General features: G+C 66.5%; 23 protein-coding genes. 19 read left to right on the forward strand and 4 right to left on the reverse strand.

Annotation, left to right across the window (positions count from 1 at the left end):
- Positions 1–15 precede the first annotated feature (15 nt).
- From HB677_RS15700 to HB677_RS15750, 11 genes are all read left to right on the forward strand, one after another.
- Positions 16–720, forward strand: coding sequence for a GntR family transcriptional regulator (locus HB677_RS15700; RefSeq protein WP_213816682.1), 705 nt, complete (start codon positions 16–18; stop codon positions 718–720).
- Between the two features lie 80 nt (positions 721–800).
- Positions 801–1208: a RidA family protein gene (locus HB677_RS15705; RefSeq protein WP_213816683.1), complete on the forward strand. Its 408-nt coding sequence runs from the start codon at positions 801–803 to the stop codon at positions 1206–1208.
- Positions 1209–1348: 140 nt separating this feature from the next.
- A complete protein-coding gene (locus tag HB677_RS15710) occupies positions 1349–1735 on the forward strand; it encodes a RidA family protein (RefSeq protein ID WP_213816684.1) in 387 nt (128 codons plus the stop codon).
- Positions 1736–1794: 59 nt separating this feature from the next.
- Positions 1795–2901, forward strand: a complete 1107-nt coding sequence (locus HB677_RS15715) for an LLM class flavin-dependent oxidoreductase (RefSeq protein WP_213816685.1) — start codon at positions 1795–1797, stop codon at positions 2899–2901.
- Positions 2902–3013: 112 nt separating this feature from the next.
- Positions 3014–4333, forward strand: a complete 1320-nt coding sequence (locus HB677_RS15720; RefSeq protein ID WP_213816686.1) for an amidohydrolase family protein — start codon at positions 3014–3016, stop codon at positions 4331–4333.
- 5 nt (positions 4334–4338) lie between these two features.
- Positions 4339–4971, forward strand: coding sequence for a TenA family protein (locus HB677_RS15725; RefSeq protein WP_213816687.1), 633 nt, complete (start codon positions 4339–4341; stop codon positions 4969–4971).
- A gap of 64 nt (positions 4972–5035) precedes the next feature.
- Positions 5036–6151: an LLM class flavin-dependent oxidoreductase gene (locus tag HB677_RS15730; RefSeq protein WP_213816688.1), complete on the forward strand. Its 1116-nt coding sequence runs from the start codon at positions 5036–5038 to the stop codon at positions 6149–6151.
- A gap of 252 nt (positions 6152–6403) precedes the next feature.
- Positions 6404–7420 (forward strand): NAD(P)-dependent alcohol dehydrogenase, encoded by a 1017-nt coding sequence (locus tag HB677_RS15735; protein ID WP_213816689.1) that lies wholly within the window; start codon positions 6404–6406, stop codon positions 7418–7420.
- A gap of 78 nt (positions 7421–7498) precedes the next feature.
- Positions 7499–7813, forward strand: coding sequence for a hypothetical protein (locus HB677_RS15740; RefSeq protein ID WP_213816690.1), 315 nt, complete (start codon positions 7499–7501; stop codon positions 7811–7813).
- Positions 7814–7820: 7 nt separating this feature from the next.
- Positions 7821–8918 carry a DNA alkylation repair protein gene (locus HB677_RS15745; RefSeq protein ID WP_213816691.1) on the forward strand — a complete coding sequence of 366 codons (1098 nt, stop codon included), beginning with the start codon at positions 7821–7823 and terminating at the stop codon, positions 8916–8918.
- 43 nt (positions 8919–8961) lie between these two features.
- On the forward strand, positions 8962–9318 hold the full coding sequence (locus HB677_RS15750) for a hypothetical protein (RefSeq protein WP_213816692.1): 357 nt from the start codon (positions 8962–8964) through the stop codon (positions 9316–9318).
- A 46-nt stretch (positions 9319–9364) separates the two neighbouring features.
- Here the strand turns inward: HB677_RS15750 and HB677_RS15755 are convergent, their stop codons facing one another.
- The gene (locus tag HB677_RS15755; RefSeq protein ID WP_213816693.1) at positions 9365–10555 is read right to left on the reverse strand and encodes an ROK family transcriptional regulator; all 1191 of its coding nucleotides are present in this window, start codon (positions 10553–10555) and stop codon (positions 9365–9367) included.
- 138 nt (positions 10556–10693) lie between these two features.
- On the opposite strand from HB677_RS15755, the gene HB677_RS15760 reads away from it, so the two are divergent.
- The 4 genes from HB677_RS15760 to HB677_RS15775 all read left to right on the forward strand — a co-directional run bounded on the left by HB677_RS15760 (position 10694) and on the right by HB677_RS15775 (position 14722).
- Positions 10694–11455: a sugar phosphate isomerase/epimerase gene (locus tag HB677_RS15760; protein ID WP_213816694.1), complete on the forward strand. Its 762-nt coding sequence runs from the start codon at positions 10694–10696 to the stop codon at positions 11453–11455.
- On the forward strand, positions 11452–12558 hold the full coding sequence (locus HB677_RS15765) for a Gfo/Idh/MocA family protein (protein ID WP_213816695.1): 1107 nt from the start codon (positions 11452–11454) through the stop codon (positions 12556–12558). Before HB677_RS15760 ends, HB677_RS15765 begins: the two co-directional genes overlap by 4 nt.
- Before the next feature lie 74 nt (positions 12559–12632).
- Positions 12633–13706, forward strand: coding sequence for a Gfo/Idh/MocA family oxidoreductase (locus HB677_RS15770; RefSeq protein WP_307852625.1), 1074 nt, complete (start codon positions 12633–12635; stop codon positions 13704–13706).
- Positions 13703–14722 (forward strand): sugar phosphate isomerase/epimerase, encoded by a 1020-nt coding sequence (locus HB677_RS15775; protein WP_213816696.1) that lies wholly within the window; start codon positions 13703–13705, stop codon positions 14720–14722. The genes HB677_RS15770 and HB677_RS15775 overlap by 4 nt, the downstream gene beginning before the upstream one ends.
- Positions 14723–15173: 451 nt before the next feature.
- On the opposite strand, the gene HB677_RS18690 is transcribed toward HB677_RS15775, so the two are convergent.
- A complete protein-coding gene (locus HB677_RS18690; protein WP_275950922.1) occupies positions 15174–17117 on the reverse strand; it encodes a chaplin family protein in 1944 nt (647 codons plus the stop codon).
- 104 nt (positions 17118–17221) lie between these two features.
- Positions 17222–18466, reverse strand: coding sequence for a hypothetical protein (locus HB677_RS15790; protein WP_213816697.1), 1245 nt, complete (start codon positions 18464–18466; stop codon positions 17222–17224).
- A gap of 257 nt (positions 18467–18723) precedes the next feature.
- On the opposite strand from HB677_RS15790, the gene HB677_RS15795 reads away from it, so the two are divergent.
- Both HB677_RS15795 and HB677_RS15800 read left to right on the forward strand, forming a co-directional pair.
- On the forward strand, positions 18724–19617 hold the full coding sequence (locus HB677_RS15795; protein WP_213816698.1) for a CoA ester lyase: 894 nt from the start codon (positions 18724–18726) through the stop codon (positions 19615–19617).
- 33 nt (positions 19618–19650) lie between these two features.
- Positions 19651–20376: a DUF72 domain-containing protein gene (locus HB677_RS15800; protein ID WP_213816699.1), complete on the forward strand. Its 726-nt coding sequence runs from the start codon at positions 19651–19653 to the stop codon at positions 20374–20376.
- Positions 20377–20390: 14 nt separating this feature from the next.
- Here HB677_RS15800 and HB677_RS15805 read toward each other — a convergent pair whose 3' ends face one another.
- The gene (locus tag HB677_RS15805) at positions 20391–20750 is read right to left on the reverse strand and encodes a UBP-type zinc finger domain-containing protein (protein ID WP_213816700.1); all 360 of its coding nucleotides are present in this window, start codon (positions 20748–20750) and stop codon (positions 20391–20393) included.
- 180 nt (positions 20751–20930) lie between these two features.
- Between HB677_RS15805 and HB677_RS15810 the strand changes: the two genes are divergently transcribed.
- Positions 20931–21527, forward strand: coding sequence for a TetR/AcrR family transcriptional regulator (locus tag HB677_RS15810; protein ID WP_213816701.1), 597 nt, complete (start codon positions 20931–20933; stop codon positions 21525–21527).
- Between the two features lie 104 nt (positions 21528–21631).
- Positions 21632–23056: an NtaA/DmoA family FMN-dependent monooxygenase gene (locus tag HB677_RS15815; RefSeq protein WP_213816702.1), complete on the forward strand. Its 1425-nt coding sequence runs from the start codon at positions 21632–21634 to the stop codon at positions 23054–23056.
- The last annotated feature ends 140 nt before the right edge of the window (positions 23057–23196 follow it).

The following is a 23196-nucleotide window of genomic DNA, read 5'->3' on the forward strand; positions in this document are numbered from 1 at the left end:
ACCATGTCGCTGGGAATGACGGATTCAACGGTCCTTGAGCAGATTCCATCTCCCGATGCGATGATCGGCAAGACAGTGCACGAACGCGTGCGGGAAGCCCTGCGCATTTCGGTGATCGAGGGCATTCTCCCGCCCAGTTTTCGCCTGCGACAGTCGGACATCGCCAGCTCCCTCGGCGTGAGCGTTACCCCGGTTCGCGAGGCACTGCGGGACCTCGCCGCGGAGGGGCTCATCCGCATGGATGCGCACCGCGGTGCGATGGTGCGGTCGATCGACCTCGACGAGTTCATCGAGATCCGGCTGCTGCTCGACGCGCTCTGGCCGGTGTGTGTGCGACTGGCCGCAACCCGCATCACCGACGAGGAGATCGCCACGATGGAAGCGCTGCAGGTGCGCATGGAAAAGCACCCACGCGAGTACGTGAAGCTCAACGCCGAGTTCCACGAGATCCTCAGCCACGCCGCCCGCGCTCCGCGCGTGCAGTCGATGCTCGACTCGCTGCGCGTGGCGACCAACCAGGTTCTGCGCACGGCGCTCGGCACTGCCGCCCCCAACCGCCTGCACGAGGGCATCGAGGAGCACCGCCAGATTCTCGACGCCCTGCGCCGTCACGACACCGACGCGCTCGTCGCCGCCACGATGGCTCACCAGACTCCCACCTGGGACGCCGTCGAGGTCATGATTCGTTCGGCTCAGCAGGAGCTCGCCGAATCGCTCTGACCGAGCCCCGGGTCATCCGGCCGTCCCACCCGTACTTGTTCTGCCCGATACGCACCGCCCGATCCCAAGGAGTACCCCCAGTGAGCATCATCATCAACCCGACCGGGGTTCGACAAGTGTCCGGCTACAGTCACGCGCGCGTGCTGCCGGGGACTCCCGTGTTCGTCACCGGGCAGGTCGCGTGGGATCTCGACGGGCAGGTCGTCGGCAAGGGCGACATCGCCGTGCAGGTCGAGAAGACGTGGGAGAACATCCACGCGGTTCTCGCCGACCTGGGGGCATCCATCACCGATGTCGTCAAATTGACCACGTACGCCACCGACGCGCGGTTCATGCAGGTCATCGGTGAGGGCAAGGCACGTCAGTTCGAGGCGGGGCAGTTTCCCGCCAGTACGTTCCTCGTCGTTGCCGGGCTCGCCGACCCCGATCTGCTCGTTGAGATCGAGGTCATCGTGATGTTGCGGGATGACGCCCCCGCCGATTCATAGGCGCTCATAGCTTCGAAACATGCCGGTTACACGGTCGTTCGCGAACGTTTACACACCGGACCTCTGCACGAATCACAGATTATATATATTCGAATATATTCAATCCGGGTAGCCAAGCGCCCGAGAAAGTCAGGCATCTTGTGAGCGGAACCGCCGTCATCCCCGAGGGTTTGTATACCCACGCTTCGTTCTCTCCCGCCGTGCGGGCCAGTGGCGAAACGATCTACGTCGCCGGCCAGCTCGCTCTGTCGGTCGATGGCTCCATCGTCGGTCCGCACGACCTTGACACCCAGCTCGAGCGCATCTGGTTCCAGATCGAAACGATCCTCGCCGCCGCCGGGGCGACCCTCGCAGACGTCGTTCGCGTCACCGCGTACACGACCGACCTCGACTTCTGCAGTGCGATTGTCGCCGCGCGTCAGGCACGCTTCGCGGGGCTGACTCCTCCCGCCAGCGCGATGGTCGTTGTTGCGGGGCTGGCTCTGCCGGGAGCGGTGGTCGAAATCGACGCCGTCGCCGTCATCTAGCGGATGCCCCGGAGCTCCCTCACCTCTTAACGTTCTCCCTTCCCACAAAGGACCCCATCATGAGCAAGAACATCGAATACGGCGTATTTCTCCCCGTCGGCAGCGGCGGCTGGATCCCCTCGGCCAACGCTCCGCTCATCGACGCGAGCTACGCGTCCAACCTCGCGGCGACCCAGCTGTCCGAGTCGTTCGGATTCGACTTCACGCTCTCTCAGGCGGTCTGGCGCGGGTATGGCGGAACGAGCAAGCACTTCGACGTGAACCTGGAGTCGATCACGACGGCGGCCGGTCTCGCCGGCGCCACCAAGGACATCGGCGTGTGGTCCACCGTCAACACCTCGATGCTCCACCCCGCCATCGCGGCCAAGATGATCGCCACCGCCGACCAGATCAGCAACGGGCGCACCGGGCTGAACATCGTTGCCGGCGGCAACCGCGTCTCCGAGTCCCAGATGGGACTCGGCCTCGACCTGAACAACGCCGAGAAGTACCGCCGCGCCACCGAGTGGGTCGAGATCGTTCGTGCACTGTGGACCGAGAAGACCGTCGACTTCGAGGGCGAGTACTTCACGCTCAAGGACTGCCAGTCAGACCCGAAACCGATCCAGGGCATGCCGCAAATGATCTGCGCGGCGACGTCTGACACCGGACTTGCCTTCGTCGCGAAGAACCTCGACGGCGTGCTGTTCGAGGGCACCTCACGCGACTCGGTCGTCGAGATCGGCCAGCGTGCTCGTCGCATCTCCCAGGAGAACGGCGACAAGCTCAAGACGTACTGCGTCTTCATGGTCATCCCCGGCGACACCGACGCGGACGCCCAGCGTCGCATCGACCACTTCAACGCGGGTCGCGACGTCGAGGCTCTCGCCAACATGGCGGCCGAGTGGGGCGGAAAGCCGAAGGACGCCACGTCGAAGAGCCACGACAACGAGGACTGGGCAAACGCGACAGCGATTAGCACCGGCACGGTCGCCGGTTCCGTCGAGTCGATCAGCGAGCAGCTCGCAGACATGATCGAGCATGCCGACCTCGACGGAGCGGTGTTCATCATGCCCGACTTCAAGGACGACCTCACCGTGCTCGGCGCCGAGATCCTTCCCATGCTCGCGAAGAACGGATTCGCGCAGGCGACAACCCAGCCGCTGACCCCGGCAGCATCACACTGATGCTCGCCCCCCTGAACGGTGATGGATTGCGGAGTACGGGAGCACTTCGCAGTCCATCACTACCTCTGTATCCGGCGGCCAATCCCGCCCGCGTAAACCGGAAGGCGGCTCCATGTCACGTCTGATCATCCGCGGGGGAATGGTGCTCACGCTCGACGACGCCAACACCTATTTCGAGGTCGGCACCGTCGTTGTGGTGGATGACTCGATCGTCTCCGTTGCCGAAGGAACTGCCGACATCGCGCCCGAACCCGGCGACGAGGTCATCGACGCCAGCGGCAAAATCGTGATGCCGGGTCTCATCGATCTGCACTATCACACGGCCCTCGGCAAGGGATATAACGACCACCTGCCGCTGTGGGAATACCTCGATGAGTGCTGGTACCCAATCATCCGGGCGCTGGACGACGAGGCGGCCTACTGGGCGGGCATGCTCAGCTACACCGAGTCCATTAAGAACGGTGTCACCACCGTCAATGACATGTATCGCAAGCTCGATTCGCTCGCGCGGGCGGCCGAAGATATCGGCATCCGTGCGGTGCTCTCCAACGACGTGGCGCTCGACGAATACAACCTCGACACCCTCGCGGACAACGCGGCGGCGTTCGCCACCAACCATGGAAAGGCCGGCGGACTCATCGAGGTTCGCATCGGCATCGAGTGGCTGCCGCTGGCATCGCCCGAGCTGTTGCGTGATGCCCGGAGTCTCGCCAACGAGCTGGGCATTGGCATCCACGTGCACCTCAACGAGTCGCAGACCGAGGTCGACAACAGCATCGAGCGGTTCGGAATGCGACCGACCGAACTCGCCTACGAAACCGGTCTTCTCGGCCCGGACACGATCGCGGCACACGCCGTCTGGCTGAGCGACCATGAGATTTCCCTCATGGCTGAGACAGGCACGCACGTCTCCCATAACCCCAGCTCGAACGCGAAGCTTGGCAACGGCATCGCCCGCGTTCCCGAGATGCTGGCAGCCGGCCTCAACGTCGGACTCGGTCACGACGCCGCGGAGTGCAACAACAGCGCCGACATGTTCGAGGTGATGAAGTTCGCTTCGCTGATGCACCGCGCGGTGCGCGCGGATTCTTCGCTCATGCCCGCCCAGCAGGTGGTGCGCATGGCCACCCGCAACGGTGCGACCGCGCTCGGTCACAAGTCGGGCCAGCTGACTGCCGGGTACAAGGCGGACATCATCCTCATCGACACCAACAGCGCGATGTTCACCCCGATGCTGCGGGACAACCCCGAGCACCTGTACAGCCACCTGGTCTTTGCGGCCAACGGCAGTGCCGTCGACACCACCATCATCAACGGTGAGGTTGTCATGCGGGGGCGCGAACTCACCCGGGTCAACGAGCAGCAGATTCTGGATGAGTCGCAGGCCGCGTTTGTGCGGATCAAGAACAACATCGTGGTCGTGCGGAGGTAATGACGATGACTGACGCACCGTCGCTCGCGGCGACTCTGACTGCCTACGGCCAGCCCCGGTATGAGGCCTGGGCACAGATGCCGTTCCTTCGCGGCATCCAGTCGGGCACTCTGCCCGTCGAGGTCTTCCGGTACTACCTCGAACAAAACTACCTGTACCTCAAGCACTACGCCCGGCTGTACTCGCGGCTCGCGTACCTCGCTCCGGACGGCGACGTCGAGCATTTCATCGCACTCGCCAGTGGCGTCGTGACCGTGGAGCTCGACAACCACCGTCGCCTCGGTGAGGGATTCGACTGCAACTTTGACGAGATCGTTCCGTCGCCGGAGCTTGCCGGGTACATGGGATTCCTCTCCGAGATGTCCGCAGACATGGGGGAGGCGCTCGTTTCGATGCTCCCCTGCGTGGCCGGCTACGGGGTCGCGGTCCGGATGCTCACGCGCGAGGGTGCCGGACCGTACGCCGGATGGATCGGTGCCTACACGAGTGGCGAGTACCAGGACGTCATCGACCGCCATCTCGCCCTCATCGATCACTTCGCGGTCGACCTTGACCGGGCCACCCAGATCATGGATCGGGCTCTCGACTTCGAGGACGCGTTCTGGAACGTGCAACCGCCCCCATCGCAGCGTCCATGATCACCCAGCTCAGCTTCACCACTCACACGACAACCGCAGCTCCCCCCATCGCTAGGACCTCGCCATGACCATCTCGACCGCACCCGCCCGCTCCGTTGAACTCGGGGTCTTTCTCCCCGTCGGCAGTGGTGGATGGATCACGTCCACGACGAGCCCGCAGCTGCCCGCGACCTACCAGTACAACCTCGACGTCACTGTGCTTGCCGAAGAGCTCGGGTTCGACTTCGCACTGAGCATGGCGAAGTGGCGCGGATACGGCGGGGAGAGCAAGCACTGGGATACCACGCTCGAGTCGATATCGACGATGGCGGGAATCGCCCAGGCCACCAGCCGCATCAACGTATGGGCGACCGTGCACACCATGGTGTTCCACCCCGCTGTGATCGCCAAGATGGGCGCGGTCATCGACCAGATCTCTCACGGCCGGTTTGGCCTCAACATCGTCGCCGGGTCGAACCCCGCCGATCAGGGGCAGTTCGGGCTCTGGCGTGACCTCGACCACGCGGGACGCTACGCGCTCGCCGAAGAGTGGATCACCGTCGCCAAGCGGTTGTGGACCGAAGAGCGCGTCGACTTCGACGGCGAGTACTTCACCCTCACGGACTGCGTGTCCGATCCCAAGCCCGCGAAGCTGCCGCCCGTGATCTGTGCCGGTGGTTCCGATCGTGGCTTCAAGTTCACGATCGACAACTGCACCGGCAGCCTGCTGCAGGCTGGTGACACCGACAAGCACATCGCGCTCGCCCGCCGCGCGAAGGAGATCGCTGCCGAGTCGGACAAGCCCGACTTCAAGACTTACGGTCTCTTCACCGTCGTGACCGGCGACACGGACGCGGACGCCCAGGCGCGCGTCGACAGCTACAACGCCGGTGTCGACATGGTCGCCCTCGCCAACCAGGCGCGCGAGTACGGCACGGACACGGCGAAGGAAAACACCTCAGCCAAGAACTTCATCCAGGCCAAATCGGACGCGGTGGCCGTCGGCACGTCCGCGATTGTCGGTTCCCCCGAAACTGTCGCCCGCCGCCTCGCGTACGCGGTGCGCGAGGGACAGCTCGACGGAGTGACGATCATCGTTCCCGAGTTCATCGACGACCTGCGCACGTTCGGCGAGCAGGTCATGCCGTTCTTTGAGGAGTACGGCGTCTCCACGTCCGCAGCTACCTTCACGCGCGCGTAGTACCCGCGGGACGTCCCTTCGCTGCGAATTTACCTTCAATTACAGATATATGTGGCGTGTCCCTACAAATTGGTAGGGCGCGGGTGAAATGCTTGACGTGCGCGTGAATCGTTCGGCATCCCGCCGCTCGAGTCAGCAGCCTCGGTGGCGTCTGGGCTCCCGCGACGACCTCCCTGCGAGCATCTGCCCGCCGCCTGGCCCTCCGGCTTGCCCCTTCGTCACGGCTGTGCGCGCGAGACCATGGAGGCAATCATGAAGGCACTGCAGTATCGCGAAGTTGGCGGACGTCCGGAGTACGTTGACGTACCCACGCCCGTTCCCGGACCCGGCCAGGTTCTGCTCAGGGTGGCTGCCGCCGGCGCCTGCCATTCCGATGAGTTCATCATGGGGGCGCCCGAGGGCGCTTTCGCGTTGCCGCTGATTCTCGGCCACGAGGTCGCCGGCACCGTCGAGGCACTGGGCGAGGGAACCGAGGGAGCGACCGTCGGTGACAGCTACCTTGTCTACGGACCGTGGGGCTGCGGCCATTGCTACGCCTGCTCCCAGGGCAACGAAAACAACTGCGAAAAGGGCATCAACGCTCCCGGCATCCACCACGACGGCGGCATGGCCGAGTACATGATCGTTGACGACGTGCGTCACCTCGTTCCGCTCGGCGACCTCGATCCCGTGAAGAGTGCTTCGCTGACGGATGCCGCGTTGACGCCGTACCACGCGATCAAGCAGTCGGTCGCGAAGCTTGTGCCTGGCACCACTGCCGTCGTCATCGGTGCCGGTGGACTCGGTCACGTGGCGATCCAGATCCTCAAGGCCATGACGTCGGCACAGATCATCGTGCTCGACCTCAGCGAGTCCAAGCGCGCGCAGGCACTGACCATCGGAGCCGACCATGCACTCGCCTCCGACGACAGCGCCATCGAGATCATCAAGGGCCTCACCGGTGGCCGCGGCGCGGACGTCATCTTCGACTTCGTCGGGATCAACCCGACGCTCGCCATGGCGGCGAAGATCGTTGCCATCGCGGGCGAGATCGCCATCGTGGGAGTCGGCGGCGGCGCGTTGTCAGCTGGATACCTGACCCTGCCGTTTGACGTGTCGGCGCGGGTCGTCAACTGGGGCACCCGGTCCGAGCTGCTCGAGGTTGTCGAGCTGGCCAGGGCGGGAGCCATCCACATCGAAACCGAGCGTTTCGCTCTCGCCGACGGCAACAAGGCGTACGAGGCACTGCACAACGGCACGCTGGCCGGCCGTGCGGTCATGGTGCCGTAACTGCACGTGTGCTGCCGGTCTTAATCCGGTTGTCCCGATCGCGGCGAGTCATCCCCTCGATGTGTCAGGCTGGTTCACATGGCTGACATCAACGAAATCGGACGACTCGCCGCGAACGTGCTCATCGACGCGGTTTCTGCCTACGACACCGAGCTCAGTGAGCAGAGCAAGTCAGAAATGATGACGCTCGCCCTCGAACGCCTCTCCGATGTCGAAGCCATCGGGGTGTCCGTTGATGAGGGGGAGGAAGAGGTCGAGATCCACGTCAACCTCGACAACCTCGTCGGCGGAACCATCGTGTCCATTCACTGGCTGATCAGCGAGCTCGCCGAGGCCCGGGGCACGTCGACCGAGCAGGTCATCTCCCAGCTGCGCGAGCACCTCGAAGCGTAGGTGCCCCATGGGCACCATGAATGAGCTGCTGAACGCGGCCGCGGTACACCGGCTCGCCGCCCACATCGCGACGGTCTCACCCGGCACCGACCTGTCGCATCTGCGCGCGACATCCGCCGGTGTCGACGGCCTGAACCTGCGGGCCCGCAGTGATCTGATCAGTGACGCCCTCGTGGCCGACCTGCCCGGTGACTATGCGACGGTAGCTGCCCTGTTTCGGCGGGCGCTGGCCATCGACGACGTCACCGGCTGGATCATCTGGCCGGTGAGCGAGACGGTCACGACGCTGGCGCTCGCCGACGGGACGGATGCCGCCTTCGACGACGCGCTCGCCCTGCTGTCGGAGCTCACCGGCAGGCTCACCGCCGAGTTCGCGATTCGCCGCCTGCTCGAGCGTGACCTCGACCGGGCGCTTGCGGTGATCGTCGGCTGGACGTCCAGCCCCGACGAACACGTGCGGCGCCTCGCGAGCGAGGGGACCCGCGCCTTCCTGCCGTGGGCGATCCGTGTTCGGTCCCTGCTTGCCCACCCCGAGAGCACCATCCCGATTCTCGACGCGCTCTACCGCGACGAGAGCGAGTACGTGCGGCGTTCCGTCGCCAATCACCTCAACGACCTCAGCCGCGAAAATCCGGACTTCGTCGCGGCAGTCGCGGAGCGGTGGATGACCCGGGCGGATGCCGCGACGGCGAGGCTGGTGCGTCACGCTCTCCGCTCTCTCATCAAGAAGGGCCATCCGGCCACCCTCGCGCTGCTCGGTTTCGGTGTTGTCGAATTGCGGGTGTCGCCGGTGGTGCTGACGGCCGGCACAGTCCTGGCGCCGGGAGACCTCGAGTTTGCGGTGGACATCGTCAACGAGGGAGCCACCGCGAGCAAGCTCGCCGTCGACTACGTCATCTACTACCTGAAGAGCAACGGCAGCCAGGCGCAGAAGGTGTTCAAGCTCGCGGCGACCACGCTGGCCCCGGGCGAGGCATTGCGCGCGACAAGGCGGCACTCGTTTAGGTCGATGACGACGCGGGTGCACTACCCCGGCGCCCACTCGATCGAGCTGCAGATCAACGGACAGCGCTACGCGAAGGCGGATTTTCTGCTCGAGATGTAGCGACGCGGCGGAGCCGGGCGCGAGCGCCTATCGTGGGAACACAATGATTACGAGACGAGAAGCCGCACTGCGCCTGGACATTTCCCTCGAGATGGCGAATCGCCACGAGATCCCCGCGCGCATGTCGGACTCCGAGTTCGCCGAGTTCGAGACGAACCCGCCCGCGTGGCTCGTGCAATCCCGCGAGAACCGCACCGGCAAAAAGCCAGTGTGGGTGCAGCTGAAGTGTGATGTCTGCGGTTTCACCGAGGCCGCACGGCCCAAGAAGTGGTGGCCGGAGTTCACGTACCTGACCTGCGATTTTCACAACTACGACGAGCTGCCGAATCCCGCGGGGGCGCTCAGTCGTCGCGAGATCGACGGCATCGGAACGCGTTTCATCGGGGTCGTTGACGAGTAGTTCGTCTGCCGGTCTGGGTGCGAGTGCTGGTCGCCGTTCGGAGAACTCAGGCCGAGGCGTTCATGCTGCCGATGGCCTCGGGCGAGAGCGCGAAATCCAGCGCCAGCATGCTCGCCCCCAGCACTGCCGCGTTCTCCGCGGCCTGTGACTGCACGATCGACAGGTGGTGTGTGGCCAGCGGCGTGCTGCGCTGGTAGACGACCTCGCGCACGCCAGCGAGAAGCTGCTCACCCGCGGCGCTGACGGATCCACCGAGAACGATCACCGACGGGTTCACCATACTGACGCACATCGTGAGCACCTCACCGATGTCCCTGCCCGCCTGCCGCACGGCGCGGATGGCGTTCAGGTCACCCGCGCGCACCAGGTCGATGACGTCTCTCATGGAGTCGGTGGTAGCCCCGGTCTGGCGCAGCTGGCGTGCGATCGCGGGTCCGGATGCCATTGCCTCGAGGCATCCGAAGTTCCCACAGTGGCAGGCAACGCCCGCGCCGCGCTGAATGGGAACGTGCCCGATGTCGCCGGCGCTGCCCTGGGCTCCGCGCTGCAGGAGACCTCCCGAGATGATGCCGGAGCCGATGCCGGTGGCGACTTTCACAAAGAGCAGGTCGCGGGTGTCGGGGAAGGCGTGCGTGCGTTCACCGATCGCCATGATGTTGACGTCGTTGTCGACGAGGGCGGGAACGCCGAGGGTTTCGCGCACCCAGGCGGGCACATCGAAGCCGTCCCAGCCGGGCATGATCGGGGGGTTCACCGGGCGTCCGGTGCTGTGTTCGACGGGACCCGGGAGGCCCATACCGACGGCGAGAAGGTCGGAGGGACTGCGGCCGAGATCGGCCAGGAGGGTGCGGGTGGCGTCGGCGAACCAGCTGAGCACGCGCTCGGGACCATCGGCGATGGGCATCGCCGTGCGCAGGGTGCCGAGGATGGTGCCGCCGAGGTCGGTGACGGCGAGGGTGGCGTGCGAGGCGCCGAGGTCGGCACCCACGACGACACGGGCCGACTGGTTGAGGGCGAACTGCGAGGGCGGGCGGCCGCCGCTGGAGACGCCCTCGCCGATGGGGCCGATGAGATTGAGGTCGAGCAGGGTGTCGAGCCGGAGGCCGATCGTCGAGCGGGCCATGCCGGTGATTTCGGCAAGCTCCGCTCGCGTGCGGGGGCGACCGTCGCGCAGCAGTTGGAAGAGCTCGCTCGCGCCTGCGACCCCCAAGGCATTGAGCTTGCGTGGCGCGACCATTTCGCTAGTAAATCACAGCGCGCCGGACAGCGGTAAAGATTTGCTCACTCAACATAAGACTTTTGCTTGTTATTCGATCAAAGTCCGCTCTACACTCAAAACCGACCCACCCGCACAACGCTCAACGAGGAGACTTCCGTGTCGCACGCCCAGCTATCTGTCCAGCTCTACACCGTGAGGGAGGCGTTGTCGGGGGATCTTCCCGGCACGCTGAAGCGGATTGCGGACCTCGGCTTTACGAACGTGGAGCTGTACGGCTTTGCCGACCGTGCTGACGAGTACAGCGAATTGCTGCCGGGCCTCGGCCTCAGCGCGCCGACCGGTCACGCCCGTCTCGTGGGCGAAGACCTCGCCCCCATCTTTGCCGCGGCGAAGAAGATCGGGATCACCACCGTCATCGATCCCCACATCGACCGCGAGCTGTGGACCACGCGCGACGACGTCGCGAATTCGGCAGCGCAGATCAACGAGATCGCCGCCGCCGGCGCTGCCGAGGGCCTCACCATTGGCTACCACAACCACTGGTGGGAGACCGAGAACCTCATCGAGGGAAAGCCGGCGCTCGAGGTGTTCGCCGAGTACCTCGACCCCGCCGTCATCCTCGAGGTGGACACCTACTGGGCCGAGGTGGGCGGAGCGCCCGCCGCCGCGCTGCTCGAGCGCCTGGGCTCCCGAGTCACGGCCATCCACGTCAAGGACGGCGCGGTCAACCAGAACGACAAGGAACAGGTCGCGGTCGGCTCCGGCAAGATCGGGGTGCTGGACATCCTGGCGGCGGCTCCCGAGGCGCTCCGCGTGGTCGAGCTCGACGACTTCGATGGGGACGTCTTCGACGCCCTGCGTGACAGCTACGCCTACCTCACCGCCAACGACGCGAGCCTCCGCGCGGTGACCGCATGATCGGCACCGGTCCTGTCGGCGTCGGCGTGATCGGCGCCGGGGTCATCAGCAGCCAGTACCTGGACAACCTGACGGTGTTCCCCGACCTGAAGGTGCTCTTCGTCGCGGACATCGACCTCGATCGCGCGAAGGCCCAGGCCGAGAAGTACGGCATTCCTGAAAGTGGATCAGTTGCCGAGCTGCTCGCCCACCCCGAGATCGAGATCGTCGTCAACCTGACCATTCCCGCCGCACACGTCGAGGTTGCGCTGCAGGCCCTCGCCGCCGGCAAGAACGTGTGGACGGAGAAGCCCTTCGCCCTCGATCTGGAGAGCGGTCGCGCACTGCTCGACGAGGCGGACCGGCTCGGGCTGCGCGTTGCGACCGCCCCGGACACCTTCCTGGGCGCCGGTCTGCAGACCGGATTCAGACTCATCGAAGACGGTACGATCGGTACCCCGCTCACCGCGTTGGCACTCATGCAGTCGCCGGGCCCGGACTCGTGGCATCCGAATCCCGAGTTCCTCTTCCAGTACGGCGGCGGCCCCCTGTTCGACATCGGGTCGTACTACCTGACGACGCTCGTCAACGTGTTCGGTCCGGCCAGCCGCGTCACCGCCGCGGCGTCGACGTCGCGCGCGGTGCGCGTGATCGGTGCGGGTCCGCGGGCCGGCGAGGAATTCGACGTCACGGTCCCGACCCACCACGGCGCCCTGATCGAGTTCGAGAGCGGCGCATCGGCGCAGACCATCTTCAGCTTCGAGTCGCACCGCGCCCGCACCGGGTTTGTTGAGGTGTCGGGCACGAAGGCGACGCTCGCCTTCCCCGATCCGAACAACTTCGAGGGCGAGTCTGTCGTGTTCGATGTGGCCGACCCCGAGGGACGCGCGGTTCCTGCCGTCGGTTCGGTCTCGACTCGCGGCACGGGTGTTGCAGAGATGGCTCAGGCCATGCGCGCCGGACGACCCGAACGTGCCACCGGCGCACAGGCGTTCCACGTGCTGGACATCATGGTGTCGATCGCCGCGTCGGCCGCACGGGGCGAGTCCGTCGCCATCGGGAGCAGCTTCCAGAAGGCGTCCCCTGTGCCCGAGGACTGGGACCCGAAAGTCGCGACGCTGTGAGTCACGCCACCCCGGCTGGTCAACCCACCACGCACCCGGCGCATCGCCCCCTCGATCAGGCTGCGCGTCTCGGCGTGGGTTTCATCGGTGGGGGATTCATGGCCGAGGTGCACAGTCGCGCGACACGCTCGGCGCGCGCGCGACTGGTGGGCATCGCGTCATCCACCCCCACCCGCTCCGCCCTCGCCGCCGAAAACCTGGGGTTCGACGGGTTCTTTGACTCGGCAGAGTCGCTGTTGGCGGATGACTCGGTGGAGGTCGTCCACATCGTGACGCCCAATGCCACCCACTTTGAGCTGGCGCTCGCCGCCATCAATGCGGGCAAGCATGTCGTGTGCGAGAAGCCGCTCACCACCTCCGTCGCTCACGCGGTGGACCTGGTCGCCGCCGCCGATGCCGCCGGGGTCACCGCGACGGTGCCGTTCGTCTACCGCTTCCACCCGATGGTGCGCGAGGCGCGGGCGCGCGTGCTGGCCGGGGAGACCGGCCGGCTGCTGACGATCCAGGGCAGCTACCTGCAGGACTGGCTGCTCGAACCGACGGACGACAACTGGCGCGTCGACTCGTCCAGCGGCGGACCGTCGCGTGCGTTCGCCGACATCGGGTCACACCTTGTCGACCTTCTCGAGTTCGTCACGGGCGACCGCATCGCGCGGGTGCAGGCGCTCACGCGCACCATCTTCGCGGAGCGCTCAACCAACAAGGCCGTCACCACCGAGGACGTCGCGGCCGTGCTGCTGCAGACCGTCGGTGGCGCGGTGGGCACACTGCTCGTCTCGCAGGTCGCACCCGGGCGCAAGAACCGGCTGCACTTCGAGATCGCCGGTACACAGGAGTCCATCGCGTTCGATCAGGAGGACCCCGAGACGCTGTGGCTCGGCCGCGGCGTCGGTACGCAGCTGCTGCGCCGTGAACTCGGGATGAGCGATGACGCGATGCGGTTGTCGACGCTCCCGCCGGGGCATCCACTCGGCGTACAGGACGCGTTCAACTCGTTTGTCGCGGACACCTACGCCGCGATCGGCGGTGAGGAACCCGAGGGGCTTCCCCGCTTCGAGGACGGCCTGCGGGCAGTGCGCATTACCGATGCCGTGATCGCCTCCGCGGCGACCGGCGCCTGGATCGAGATCGAAGGAACCGAACAGTGACCCTGCAGAGCACTCATCCCGTCACCCTCTTTACCGGCCAGTGGGCCGACCTGCCCTTCGAGGAGGTCGCGCGGCTCGCGTCGGAGTGGGGGTACGACGGACTCGAGATTGCCGCGTCGGGCGACCACCTCGACCTCGAGCGTGCGGACACGGATGACGCGTACCTGGCGTCACGCCTCGAAATCCTCGACCGCAACAACCTGAAGGTCTACGCGATCTCGAATCACCTGACCGGCCAGGCGGTGTGCGACGACCCGATCGACTTCCGTCACCAGGCCATCCTGCGCGCCTCGACCTGGGGCGATGGGGACGCGGAAGGTGTTCGCCAGCGCGCGGCCGAGGACATGAAGCGTTCGGCGCGCGTCGCCCGCAAGCTGGGGGTCGACGTTGTCGTTGGCTTCACCGGATCGAAGATCTGGCCGTACGTTGCGCAGTTCCCGCCGGTGCCTGCATCGGTGATCGACGCGGGATACCAGGACTTCGCTGACCGGTGGAACCCGATCCTCGATGTGTTCGACGACGAGGGCGTGAAGTTCGCGCACGAGGTGCACCCGAGCGAGATCGCCTACGACTACTGGAGCACCGTGCGCTCGCTGGAGGCGATCGGGCACCGCGAGGCCTTCGGGCTCAACTGGGATCCGAGCCACATGATGTGGCAGGACATCGACCCGGTCGGGTTCATCGTCGACTTCGCCAACCGGATCTACCACGTGGACTGCAAGGACACCCGGCTTCGCCCGCGCAACGGCCGCGCCGGCGTGCTCGGCTCCCACCTCCCGTGGGGTGACCCGCGCCGCGGATGGGACTTCGTGTCGACCGGACACGGGGACGTTCCGTGGGAAGACTCCTTCCGCGCGCTCGAGGCGATCGGCTACGCCGGTCCGATCTCGATCGAGTGGGAAGACGCCGGCATGGATCGGCTGCATGGCGCCAGGGAAGCGGTCGGCTTCGTGCGATCGCTCCTCTGGAAGCTGCCGGAAACTTCGTTCGACGCCGCATTCAGTAGTCAGGGCTAGTTGTCCCGGGCACCGCCGCCCGGAACGACCGGCCTCGACGGTGACGTCGACGACCTGATTCTCAGAAACGAAAGGAGCATTCCCTACACCTACACAGCACGAGGGGCACGACGGGAGTCGGTGCCCTCGTTCTGTTTGCGTCGGTACTGACGACGCAAGACAGCCGCACCCTCGCGGTTGGCCTTGGCGAATATTCGACCCAGGTCAATGTGTATTGGAACCAGATCATGGCGGCGTCGCTAGTCGTCAGCATCCCCGTCGTGGTCGGGTTCCTGCTGCTGCAGCGCAGCTTCGTTGCCGGGCTCGCGGCAGGGTCGGTGAAGTAGCCGCGCGAGCTCTGCAACGCATCCGCGTTGTGGCATGCCGATAGGGTGGCGCCGGTCCCGGAGGGGATCAGCGCCACCCTTTTCGGGTACTGCTGGCGGTGCTGGTAGTGATTGCCGCTAGCTGACTACTCCTTGGAGGTGACCACGCGGCGGGCAATGAGCAGGCCGGCTCCGAGGAGCAGGGTCAGCAGGCTCAGCAGGCCGAGCGGGATCGCAGCGTCGGCTCCGGTGTGCGCCAGAACCTCGGCCGCCGAGATGGTCGCGGCGGTGTCGAGCGAGGCCGTCACGATGGGAGAGCCGGTGGGGCCTCCGGTGGTGTCGGTGTCGGTCGGGTCGACCGTGTCGGCCGGGGTGGCAGGGTTTGCCGGGCTTGCCGGAGTTGCCGGGGTGGCAGGGCTAGCAGGCGACGTCGGGAAGACGGGCGATGCGGGCTCTGTCGGGTCGACCGGTGTGACCGGGTCCGTCGGGTCGACGGGCGTGACCGGTGTGGTCGGCGTGACCGGCGTGGTGTCAGTGTCGCCGATCACAGAGATCGCGTTGCCGCCGAGGGTGACCGGAAGGAAGACCGTCGGAACGATCTGGGTGCCCCCGAGGATGGCGCCGCTGCCGGTGGTGGTGGCCCCGCTCGTGGTTCCGGTCGGGGTGGCGGTGGTTCCCGTGCTGGTGCTGTCGCTGTCGCCGAAGACGCTGATGGCGTTACCGCCGACGTTCACCGGTGCGGTGACGGTGGGAACGATCTGCGTTCCGCTGGCGGTGCCGTCCTGACCCGTGGTGGTCGCGGGAGCGGCCGTCGCGGGTGTGGTGGTTCCGGCTGTTCCGGTCGAGCTTGTGGTGCTGTCGCTGTCGCCGAGGACGCTGATGGCGTTACCGCCGACGTTCACCGGTGCGGTGACGGTCGGGACGATCTGCGTTCCGCTGGCGGTGCCGTCCGAGCCGGTGGTGGTTGCTCCCGTGCCAGTGGCAGGGACGGTGGTGCCGGTGGGCGTGGTGCCCGTGCTGCTGGTAGTGCTGTCGCTGTCACCGAGGACGCTGATGGCGTTGCCGCCGACGTTCACCGGTGCGGTGACGGTGGGGATGATCTGTGATCCGCTGGCGGTGCCGTCGCTGCCCGAGGTGGACGCGCTGGTTCCGGTGGTCGTGCCCGTTCCGCTCGTGGGAGCGGTGGACGTGCCCGAGCTCGCGTTGGTGCTGTCACCGAGGACGCTGATGGCGTTGCCACCGAGGTCGATCGGAATGGTGATCACCGGGGCGACCTGCGTGCCACCGGCGATGCTGTCCGAGCCCGTGGTGGTCGCGGGAGCGGCCGCCGTCGGGGCTGCGGTTCCGGTGCTGGGTGCCCCGGCAGTGCTGCTGTCGCTGTCACCGAGAACGCTGATTGCGTTGCCGCCCAGGTTGACCGGGATCGAGATGATCGGGGCAACCTGGGTTCCCCCGAGCACTCCGTCGCTTCCCGATGTGGTGGGTGCAGTTGCGGGGGCTGCGGCCGGCGCGGTGGGAGCAGCGGATGACCCGGTCGACTCGCTGTCGCCGAGGACGCTGATCGCGTTGCCGCCGACCGTGACCGGGACGGCCGCGTTGACGACCGCCTGGGTTCCACCGATCAGCGAGTTCTCACCGCTGGTGGTGGGGGCTGCTGCGGGTGCTGCCGGTGCTGCCGGCGCGGGAGCCGCGGCGGAAGTCGTCGTGCTCTTCGAGTCGCCGAGAACAGAGATCGAATTGCCGCTGACCTTCACGGGGGCCGCAACCGGGGCGACGACCTGTGTACCCGACGCGACGCCGTGAGACCCGGAGGTCGTGGGTGCGGCTGCGGGAGCCGGTGCTGGGGCAGGTGCCGGAGCGGGCGCCGGGGCCGGTGCTGGGGCGGGAGCGGCCGATGCCGCGTTGCCGATCACGCTGATCGCATTGCCGACCGCGGAGACCGGAGCGCCGATGGACGTTCCAATCTGCGTGCCGGACAGCAGGCCATCCTGGCCGCTGGTGTCCGCAGCGTTGGCTGCGGTTGTGCCGAGGAAGGTACACCCTCCGACGATGAGGGCTCCGAAGAGCACCTTGGGGACGCTGATTTGCATGGTGATACTTCTCCTAGATGAATGAGTCGGTGCCTGGGCAACGCCATGAGGGCGGCGCCAAGCGGGGGTCCGTATGTCGTCAGGAATCGACGACCGGACCCGACTCAGTCGGGAGAAGAACCGGGGTCAGCGGAGAGCGAGAACGGCAGAGCGTCGTTCTCGGGAAGTGAGCCCAGCGTGAGAGCCAGGGCAAGTGTGAGGTGATCGGCCGATACCGCGAGGTACGAGCCAGTACCGGATCCGCCGGACGCCGAACCGGAACCCGAGCCGGCACCACCGGTGGGTGCAACGGGGGCGACGACGATGGGGCTGGAGCCCAGCGGCGCGGGGGTGGGGGATGAGCCGCCCGTCAGCGAGGACGCGGCGCCCGTGGCATCCGTCGTCCCGTCAATGCCGGTGATCGTGCCGCTGCCGGCGAGGGTGCCGCCCAGCGCGTCAACCGCGGCGGTGGGCGTCAGCGAAGCGGGAAGGACCGTGACCGGCGAAAGCTGCACGGGCACGAGGGGGCTGGTGACCAGGCCCGTCGGGAGGGTGACGCCGGGGACACTCACACCGGGGAGGTCGATGCCCGGCAGCTCGATGCCGGGAAGGCCGGCGCCCGGGAGCACGGTGTCCACGACGGTGTCGACCGTGTCGGTGACGCCGTCAGCCACGGTGTCCACCGTGTCCGTGACGGTGTGAGTGGTGGATGCCACGACTCCGGTTACCGCGGAAACCGTGGTGTCTACGGTTCCGGTGACGGGCGAGGTGATCGAGCCGACCGGGGTGGTGCCAACGAGCGGCGCCGTGATGTCGCGGACGGCCGGAATTGCGGCAACCGTGTCATCGACGAGGGCGGCGACGGGAGCCACGATGTGGCCGACCGGAGCGGTCGAGGCGACGGTGTCGAGCGTCGCTGCCGTGTCGGAAACGACGGTGGTTACCGCTGTCACGATTGGCTTGACGACGGGCTTCACGGCTGGCTTGACCGCTGTCTCGACGACCGGCTTGACGATGGGCTTGATCGCGGAAGTGATCGGCTTTACCGCGGAAGTAACCGGCTTGACGGCCTCCACGACGGGAGCAACCACCGGGGCGATGGCGTCAGTGACGGGCTTCACAGCGGGCTTCGCGACGGGTGCGGCGACGACCTTCTCGACGACGGGAGCAACGATCTTGTCGGAGACAGCCTTGGTGGTGTCGGCCACGGCCGAGGTGAGGGAACCGAGGAGCGGCTTGTCCGGCGAGGCGGGCGACGCGGCGGAAGCCGAGGTGCTCGGGCCGACAAATAGCCAGGCGAGTGCTGCGCATGCCGCGGCCAGCAATAGCCACAGGGCAGTTGGAATCCGGATGGATTTGGTTCGGTTCATGTTCACTCACCCCCTCGTGAAACTCCTTCAAAACTATGCAGCGCGTACGTAGTTGTCTACTAAATCGGTTCATTGCATCCAAAATCTAAGTAGTCACACTAGATGGGAAGCGCCCACACCGTGCGCCTCACGCAAGCGCCGGCCGCGAATTGGACTCCCCCGCCAATGAAGAACACAATGGAAAAGGGTCGGAAACGACCGGATGACACGGCCGTTCGCTCGCCGTCCGCTGCACTAACGACCACGGAAGTTCGTTCATGACCGCCACAGACACCACAGCCGCTGCCGCGTCATCGGGTAGGTCGACGACTCGCAAGTCGGTTCCCGCGGAGATCGCACGCTCCTGGCTCCTCGTTCCGGCCACACGTCCCGAGGCGTTCGACGCGGCCGAGCGGTCACGCGCCGACCAGATCATCCTCGACCTCGAGGACGCCGTCGACCCGAAGCTCAAGCCCGCCGCCCGTGCCGACGTCGTGTCGTGGCTCGGCGGTGGCAACGGCAGCACTGGTGGTTCCGCCTGGGTGCGGATCAACGACCACACCACCGACTTCTGGTCCGACGACGTTGACGCCCTCAAGGGGCTTCCGGGTCTGCTCGGGGTGATGCTCGCCAAGTCCGAGTCCGGCGCGCACGTCACCGAGACGTTCGACCGCTTGGGCGGATCGACGCCCGTGCTCGCCCTCATTGAATCGGCCCTCGGCATCGAAGAGGCGCGCGAAATCGCCCAGGCCCGCGGCGCATTCCGGCTGGCATTCGGCAGCGGCGATTACCGCCGCGACACCGGAACGAGCACCGACGACCTCGCCATGGCGTACCCCCGATCCCGCCTCGTGGTGGCCAGCCGCATCGGCAATCTGCCCGGCCCCATCGACGGTCCCACCGTCAGCAGCAGCCACCCCGTGCTTCGCGAGCAGGCGGCCGTCGCCGTCGCGCTCGGCCTCACCGGCAAGCTCTGCCTCGACGTCGAGCAACTGCCCGTCATCAACGAGGTGATCAGCCCCACCCAGTCGGATGCCACGTGGGCTCGTGATTTCCTCGCGGACTTCGAGTCCCGTGGCCGCGTCATCCGCGACGGCAGCGACCTGCCGCGTCTCGGCCGCGCGCAAAAGATCGACAAGCTGGCCCGCGCCTTCGGCGTCGTTCCCCTCTAGCCGCACCCCGCACCGTCACCCCCAAGGACGCCCGTGGCTCACATCGGCACCTCCGGCTGGAGCTATGACCACTGGGAAAACGTGCTCTACGAGCCGGGCCTGCCGCCCCGCGACCGCCTCGAGCGTTACGTGAACCGCTTCGACACGGTCGACCTCAATGCGAGCTTCTACCGGTGGCCGCGCGAGACGACGTTCGCGAGCTGGCGTCGCCGCCTGCCCGGTGGATTCCAGCTCTCGGTCAAGGCGCCCCGTGGACTGACCCACGCCAAGAAGCTCTACGCGCCCGAGGTCTGGGTCGACCGCATCGCGCGCGGCTGGCACGAGCTCGGCGACAAACGTGCGGTGCTCCTGGTGCAGCTGCCCCCGGCCATGGAGCGGGATGACGCGCGACTGGACTACTTTCTCTCCCGCCTGCCCGACTGGATTCGCGTCGCCGTCGAACTGCGTCATCCCAGCTGGCAGGACGATGCCATTTTCGCCCTGCTCGAGCGCCACGGCGCCGCCTACTGCGTGATGAGCGGGGCACACCTGCCCTGCATCCTTCGGACCACCGCGCCGTTCGTGTACCTGCGTCTGCACGGCCCCGACCACGAGTACCTCTATGGAGGTTCGTACTCCGACGATGACCTCCGCTGGTGGGCCGACCGCATCCGCGAGTGGGAAGCCGCAGGCACCGAGGTCTACGCCTACTTCAACAATGACGGCGGCGGCAACGCCGTCCGTAATGCCGAGACCCTTCGCGCACTCCTCGGGCAGTAGCCGCGGGATGACCGCTAACGGTCGTGGTTCTCCTGCAGCAGCACCTGCCAGTTTGCGGGAACCCGTTCTTCGGGTCCCGGTGTGGTCTGTGTGACAGGGTGGCTGGTGGCCTCGGCGAGCGGCGGGCCGTCGATGTAGTCCGAGGTCGCGTAATCCCAGAACCAGTCCTCGCCGGGCTCAAAGCTCTGGATGATCGGATGCCCCGTGGCCGCCGCATGCGCGGTGGCATGACGCGAGAGCGAATCGTCGCAGCAGCCGATATGACCGCACTGCGCGCATCGGCGCAGGTGGAGCCACCAGTTCCCGGTTGCATCGCACTCGACGCATCCATTTCCACTCGGCTGTACCGAGACGTCGATTCCCTGCACTGTCATTCGGAGTTCTCCTCGGGTCATCTCTAACGTATGCGAAAAGCACCCGCCGCGCCGCGGGATGTTCCCTACGTGCAGTCGACATTATTGGCGGATGGACCGGAGCCGGTGACAGCTTCCGATCGCCGCATCGTGCGTCGCGGCGACTTGGCGGGGTAGGGGCTCATCCCGTAGCTTTGCGATATGACAGACCCCCGCGGTGACCGACGGGAACAGCTACTCGACAAAGTTGTCGACTACGTTCTCGAGAACGGCATCGCGGACCTCACGCTCCGCCGCCTGGGTACCGCGGTCGGCTCCAACAACCGCATGCTCCTCTACTACTTCGGCAGTCGCGAGGAGATCATCGTCACCGCGCTCGCGGCCGCCGAACACCGGTTTCCCCGGATGCAGACGCTCCTCGCCGTCATCGACGACGAATCGATTTCCCTCGAGACGCGTCTCGGGGAGGCCTGGGACATCATCGCCGATCCCGACAACCGCCCGTTCCACCGGCTCTTTTTCCAGATCTTCGGGCTCGCGGGCTTCGAACGCGAACGCTTCGCCGACCTGCTGACGACCGTCAGCACCGAATGGGTCGCCCACGTACGCGACGCGGCGATCGGCGACGGTGTCGATCCGGACCGCGCCGCCGTGCTCGCCCACGAGATCGTCGCGCTGTGGCGCGGCCTGCAAGCCACACTGATCGGACTGGGTGACGCCGCGCTCGTCGGTCGCGCGGCCCGCGACGCCACGGCAACGATCATGCTCGGGATGACCCGGGCCGCCGATTCCCGCTAGCAAATGTTAATACTCTGTTTCGTGGCATCCACCGATATGAACCAGATGGTTCAATTGGATTGACGCTCCGGCTCCGGGGTGATTTTCACGCGGGACGGGACGACATGAAGCAGATCCATCTGGGAGTATTTGAGGTTGCCGGCCCCCAAGTTGGCGGGACCCTGAGCTGGCCGCACCCGCTCAACAGGTCGCTTGACTATCGGGACCTGAACCACTGGATCCACATCGCCCAGGTGCTCGACCGCGCCGGCTTCGACTTCCTCTTCTTCGCCGACGGCTACGGCTACCCCACCGTGGGCGGAGACCTGCCGGATGTGGCGGCGACCGGCGGCATCAACTTCCCCTCGCTCGACCCCGCCCTGTACATCCCGACGCTCGCGCACCTCACCGAGCGCCTCGGGTTTGTCGTGACGTCATCGACGGGACTCGACCACCCCGTGCAGACTGCGCGCCGCTTCGCCACCCTCGATCACCTCACCAACGGCCGCGTCGGCTGGAACATCGTGACGGGCGCATCCCAGGACGCCGTGGCCAAGCTCTTCGGCCACGAAGAGATGACGCTCCACGATGCCCGCTACGACCAGGCCGATGAGTACCTCGACCTCGCCATGAACCTGTGGGAGGGCAGCTGGGAGGAAGGCGCCCTCGTGCAGGACCGCGAGAACGTCATCTTCGCCGATCCCGACCGCCTCCACCGCGTCGAGTTCGAGGGCGAGCACTTCCGGTCCTCCGGCTACTTCACCGTTGACCCGTCCCCGCAGCGCACGCCGGTGCTGTTCCAGGCCGGCACCTCGGCCCGTGGACGTGCGTACGCCGCCCGCAACGCCGAGTGCGTCTTTGTGCAGGGCACCACCATCGAGCAGACGAAGTTCAACGTCGCCGACATTCGCGCCAAGGCGGCGGAACTCGGTCGCGATCCGCAGGCCATCAAGATTCTCGTCGGACTCACGGTCACCGTCGCTGCCACGCACGACGAGGCCGTCACCCTGCGCGCGCAGTTCGACGACCTGCAGTCGGACGAGGTCGTTGCCGTGCTCTACGCCGGCAACACCGGCATCGACCTGCTGTCTCTCGACCCCGACCGCACGCTTGCGCAGATCGAGGAAGACGGTGGCGCTTTCGGCCAGATGGGCCAGAGCAACATCGACCGCTTCCTCGGCAAGGACGGCCGCCCGGCCCCCACGGTGCGCGAGATCCTCGATCAGCTGCGCGGCCGCGGAACCCGCGGATTCCAGGTGGTGGGCAGCCCGACCGAGGTCGCCGACGAGCTCGAGCGCATGATCGACGAGACGGACCTCGACGGATTCCTCATTGAGCCGATCTTCGACCCCACCGACCTGGAGGCTTTCGCCGAGCTGGTCGTTCCCGAGCTGCGTCGCAGGGGACGGATGTCGGATGCCCCGGCCACGGGCACCCTGCGTGAGCAGGTGACCGGTGCCGGCCCTCACCTCGCAAGCGATCACCCCGGTGCGCGTTTCCGCGATGCCCTGGCTATAGCCCGCGACGAGCGGGCCACCGACGCGAGCTAGCAATCGACGAAACCGGGCGAACTAGGCGCTTCCGGGCGAGCGCGCACGCCCGGTTCCGCCGCATTCGCCCGTGTTTCGGTGGGGCGTCACTGAGTCCCCACCGAACTCGCCCGCTTCGGCGGGTTTTGCCGTCGTAGCGT

It is taken from the genome of Glaciihabitans sp. dw_435 (assembly GCF_018449675.1).
Classification (GTDB): domain Bacteria; phylum Actinomycetota; class Actinomycetes; order Actinomycetales; family Microbacteriaceae; genus Glaciihabitans.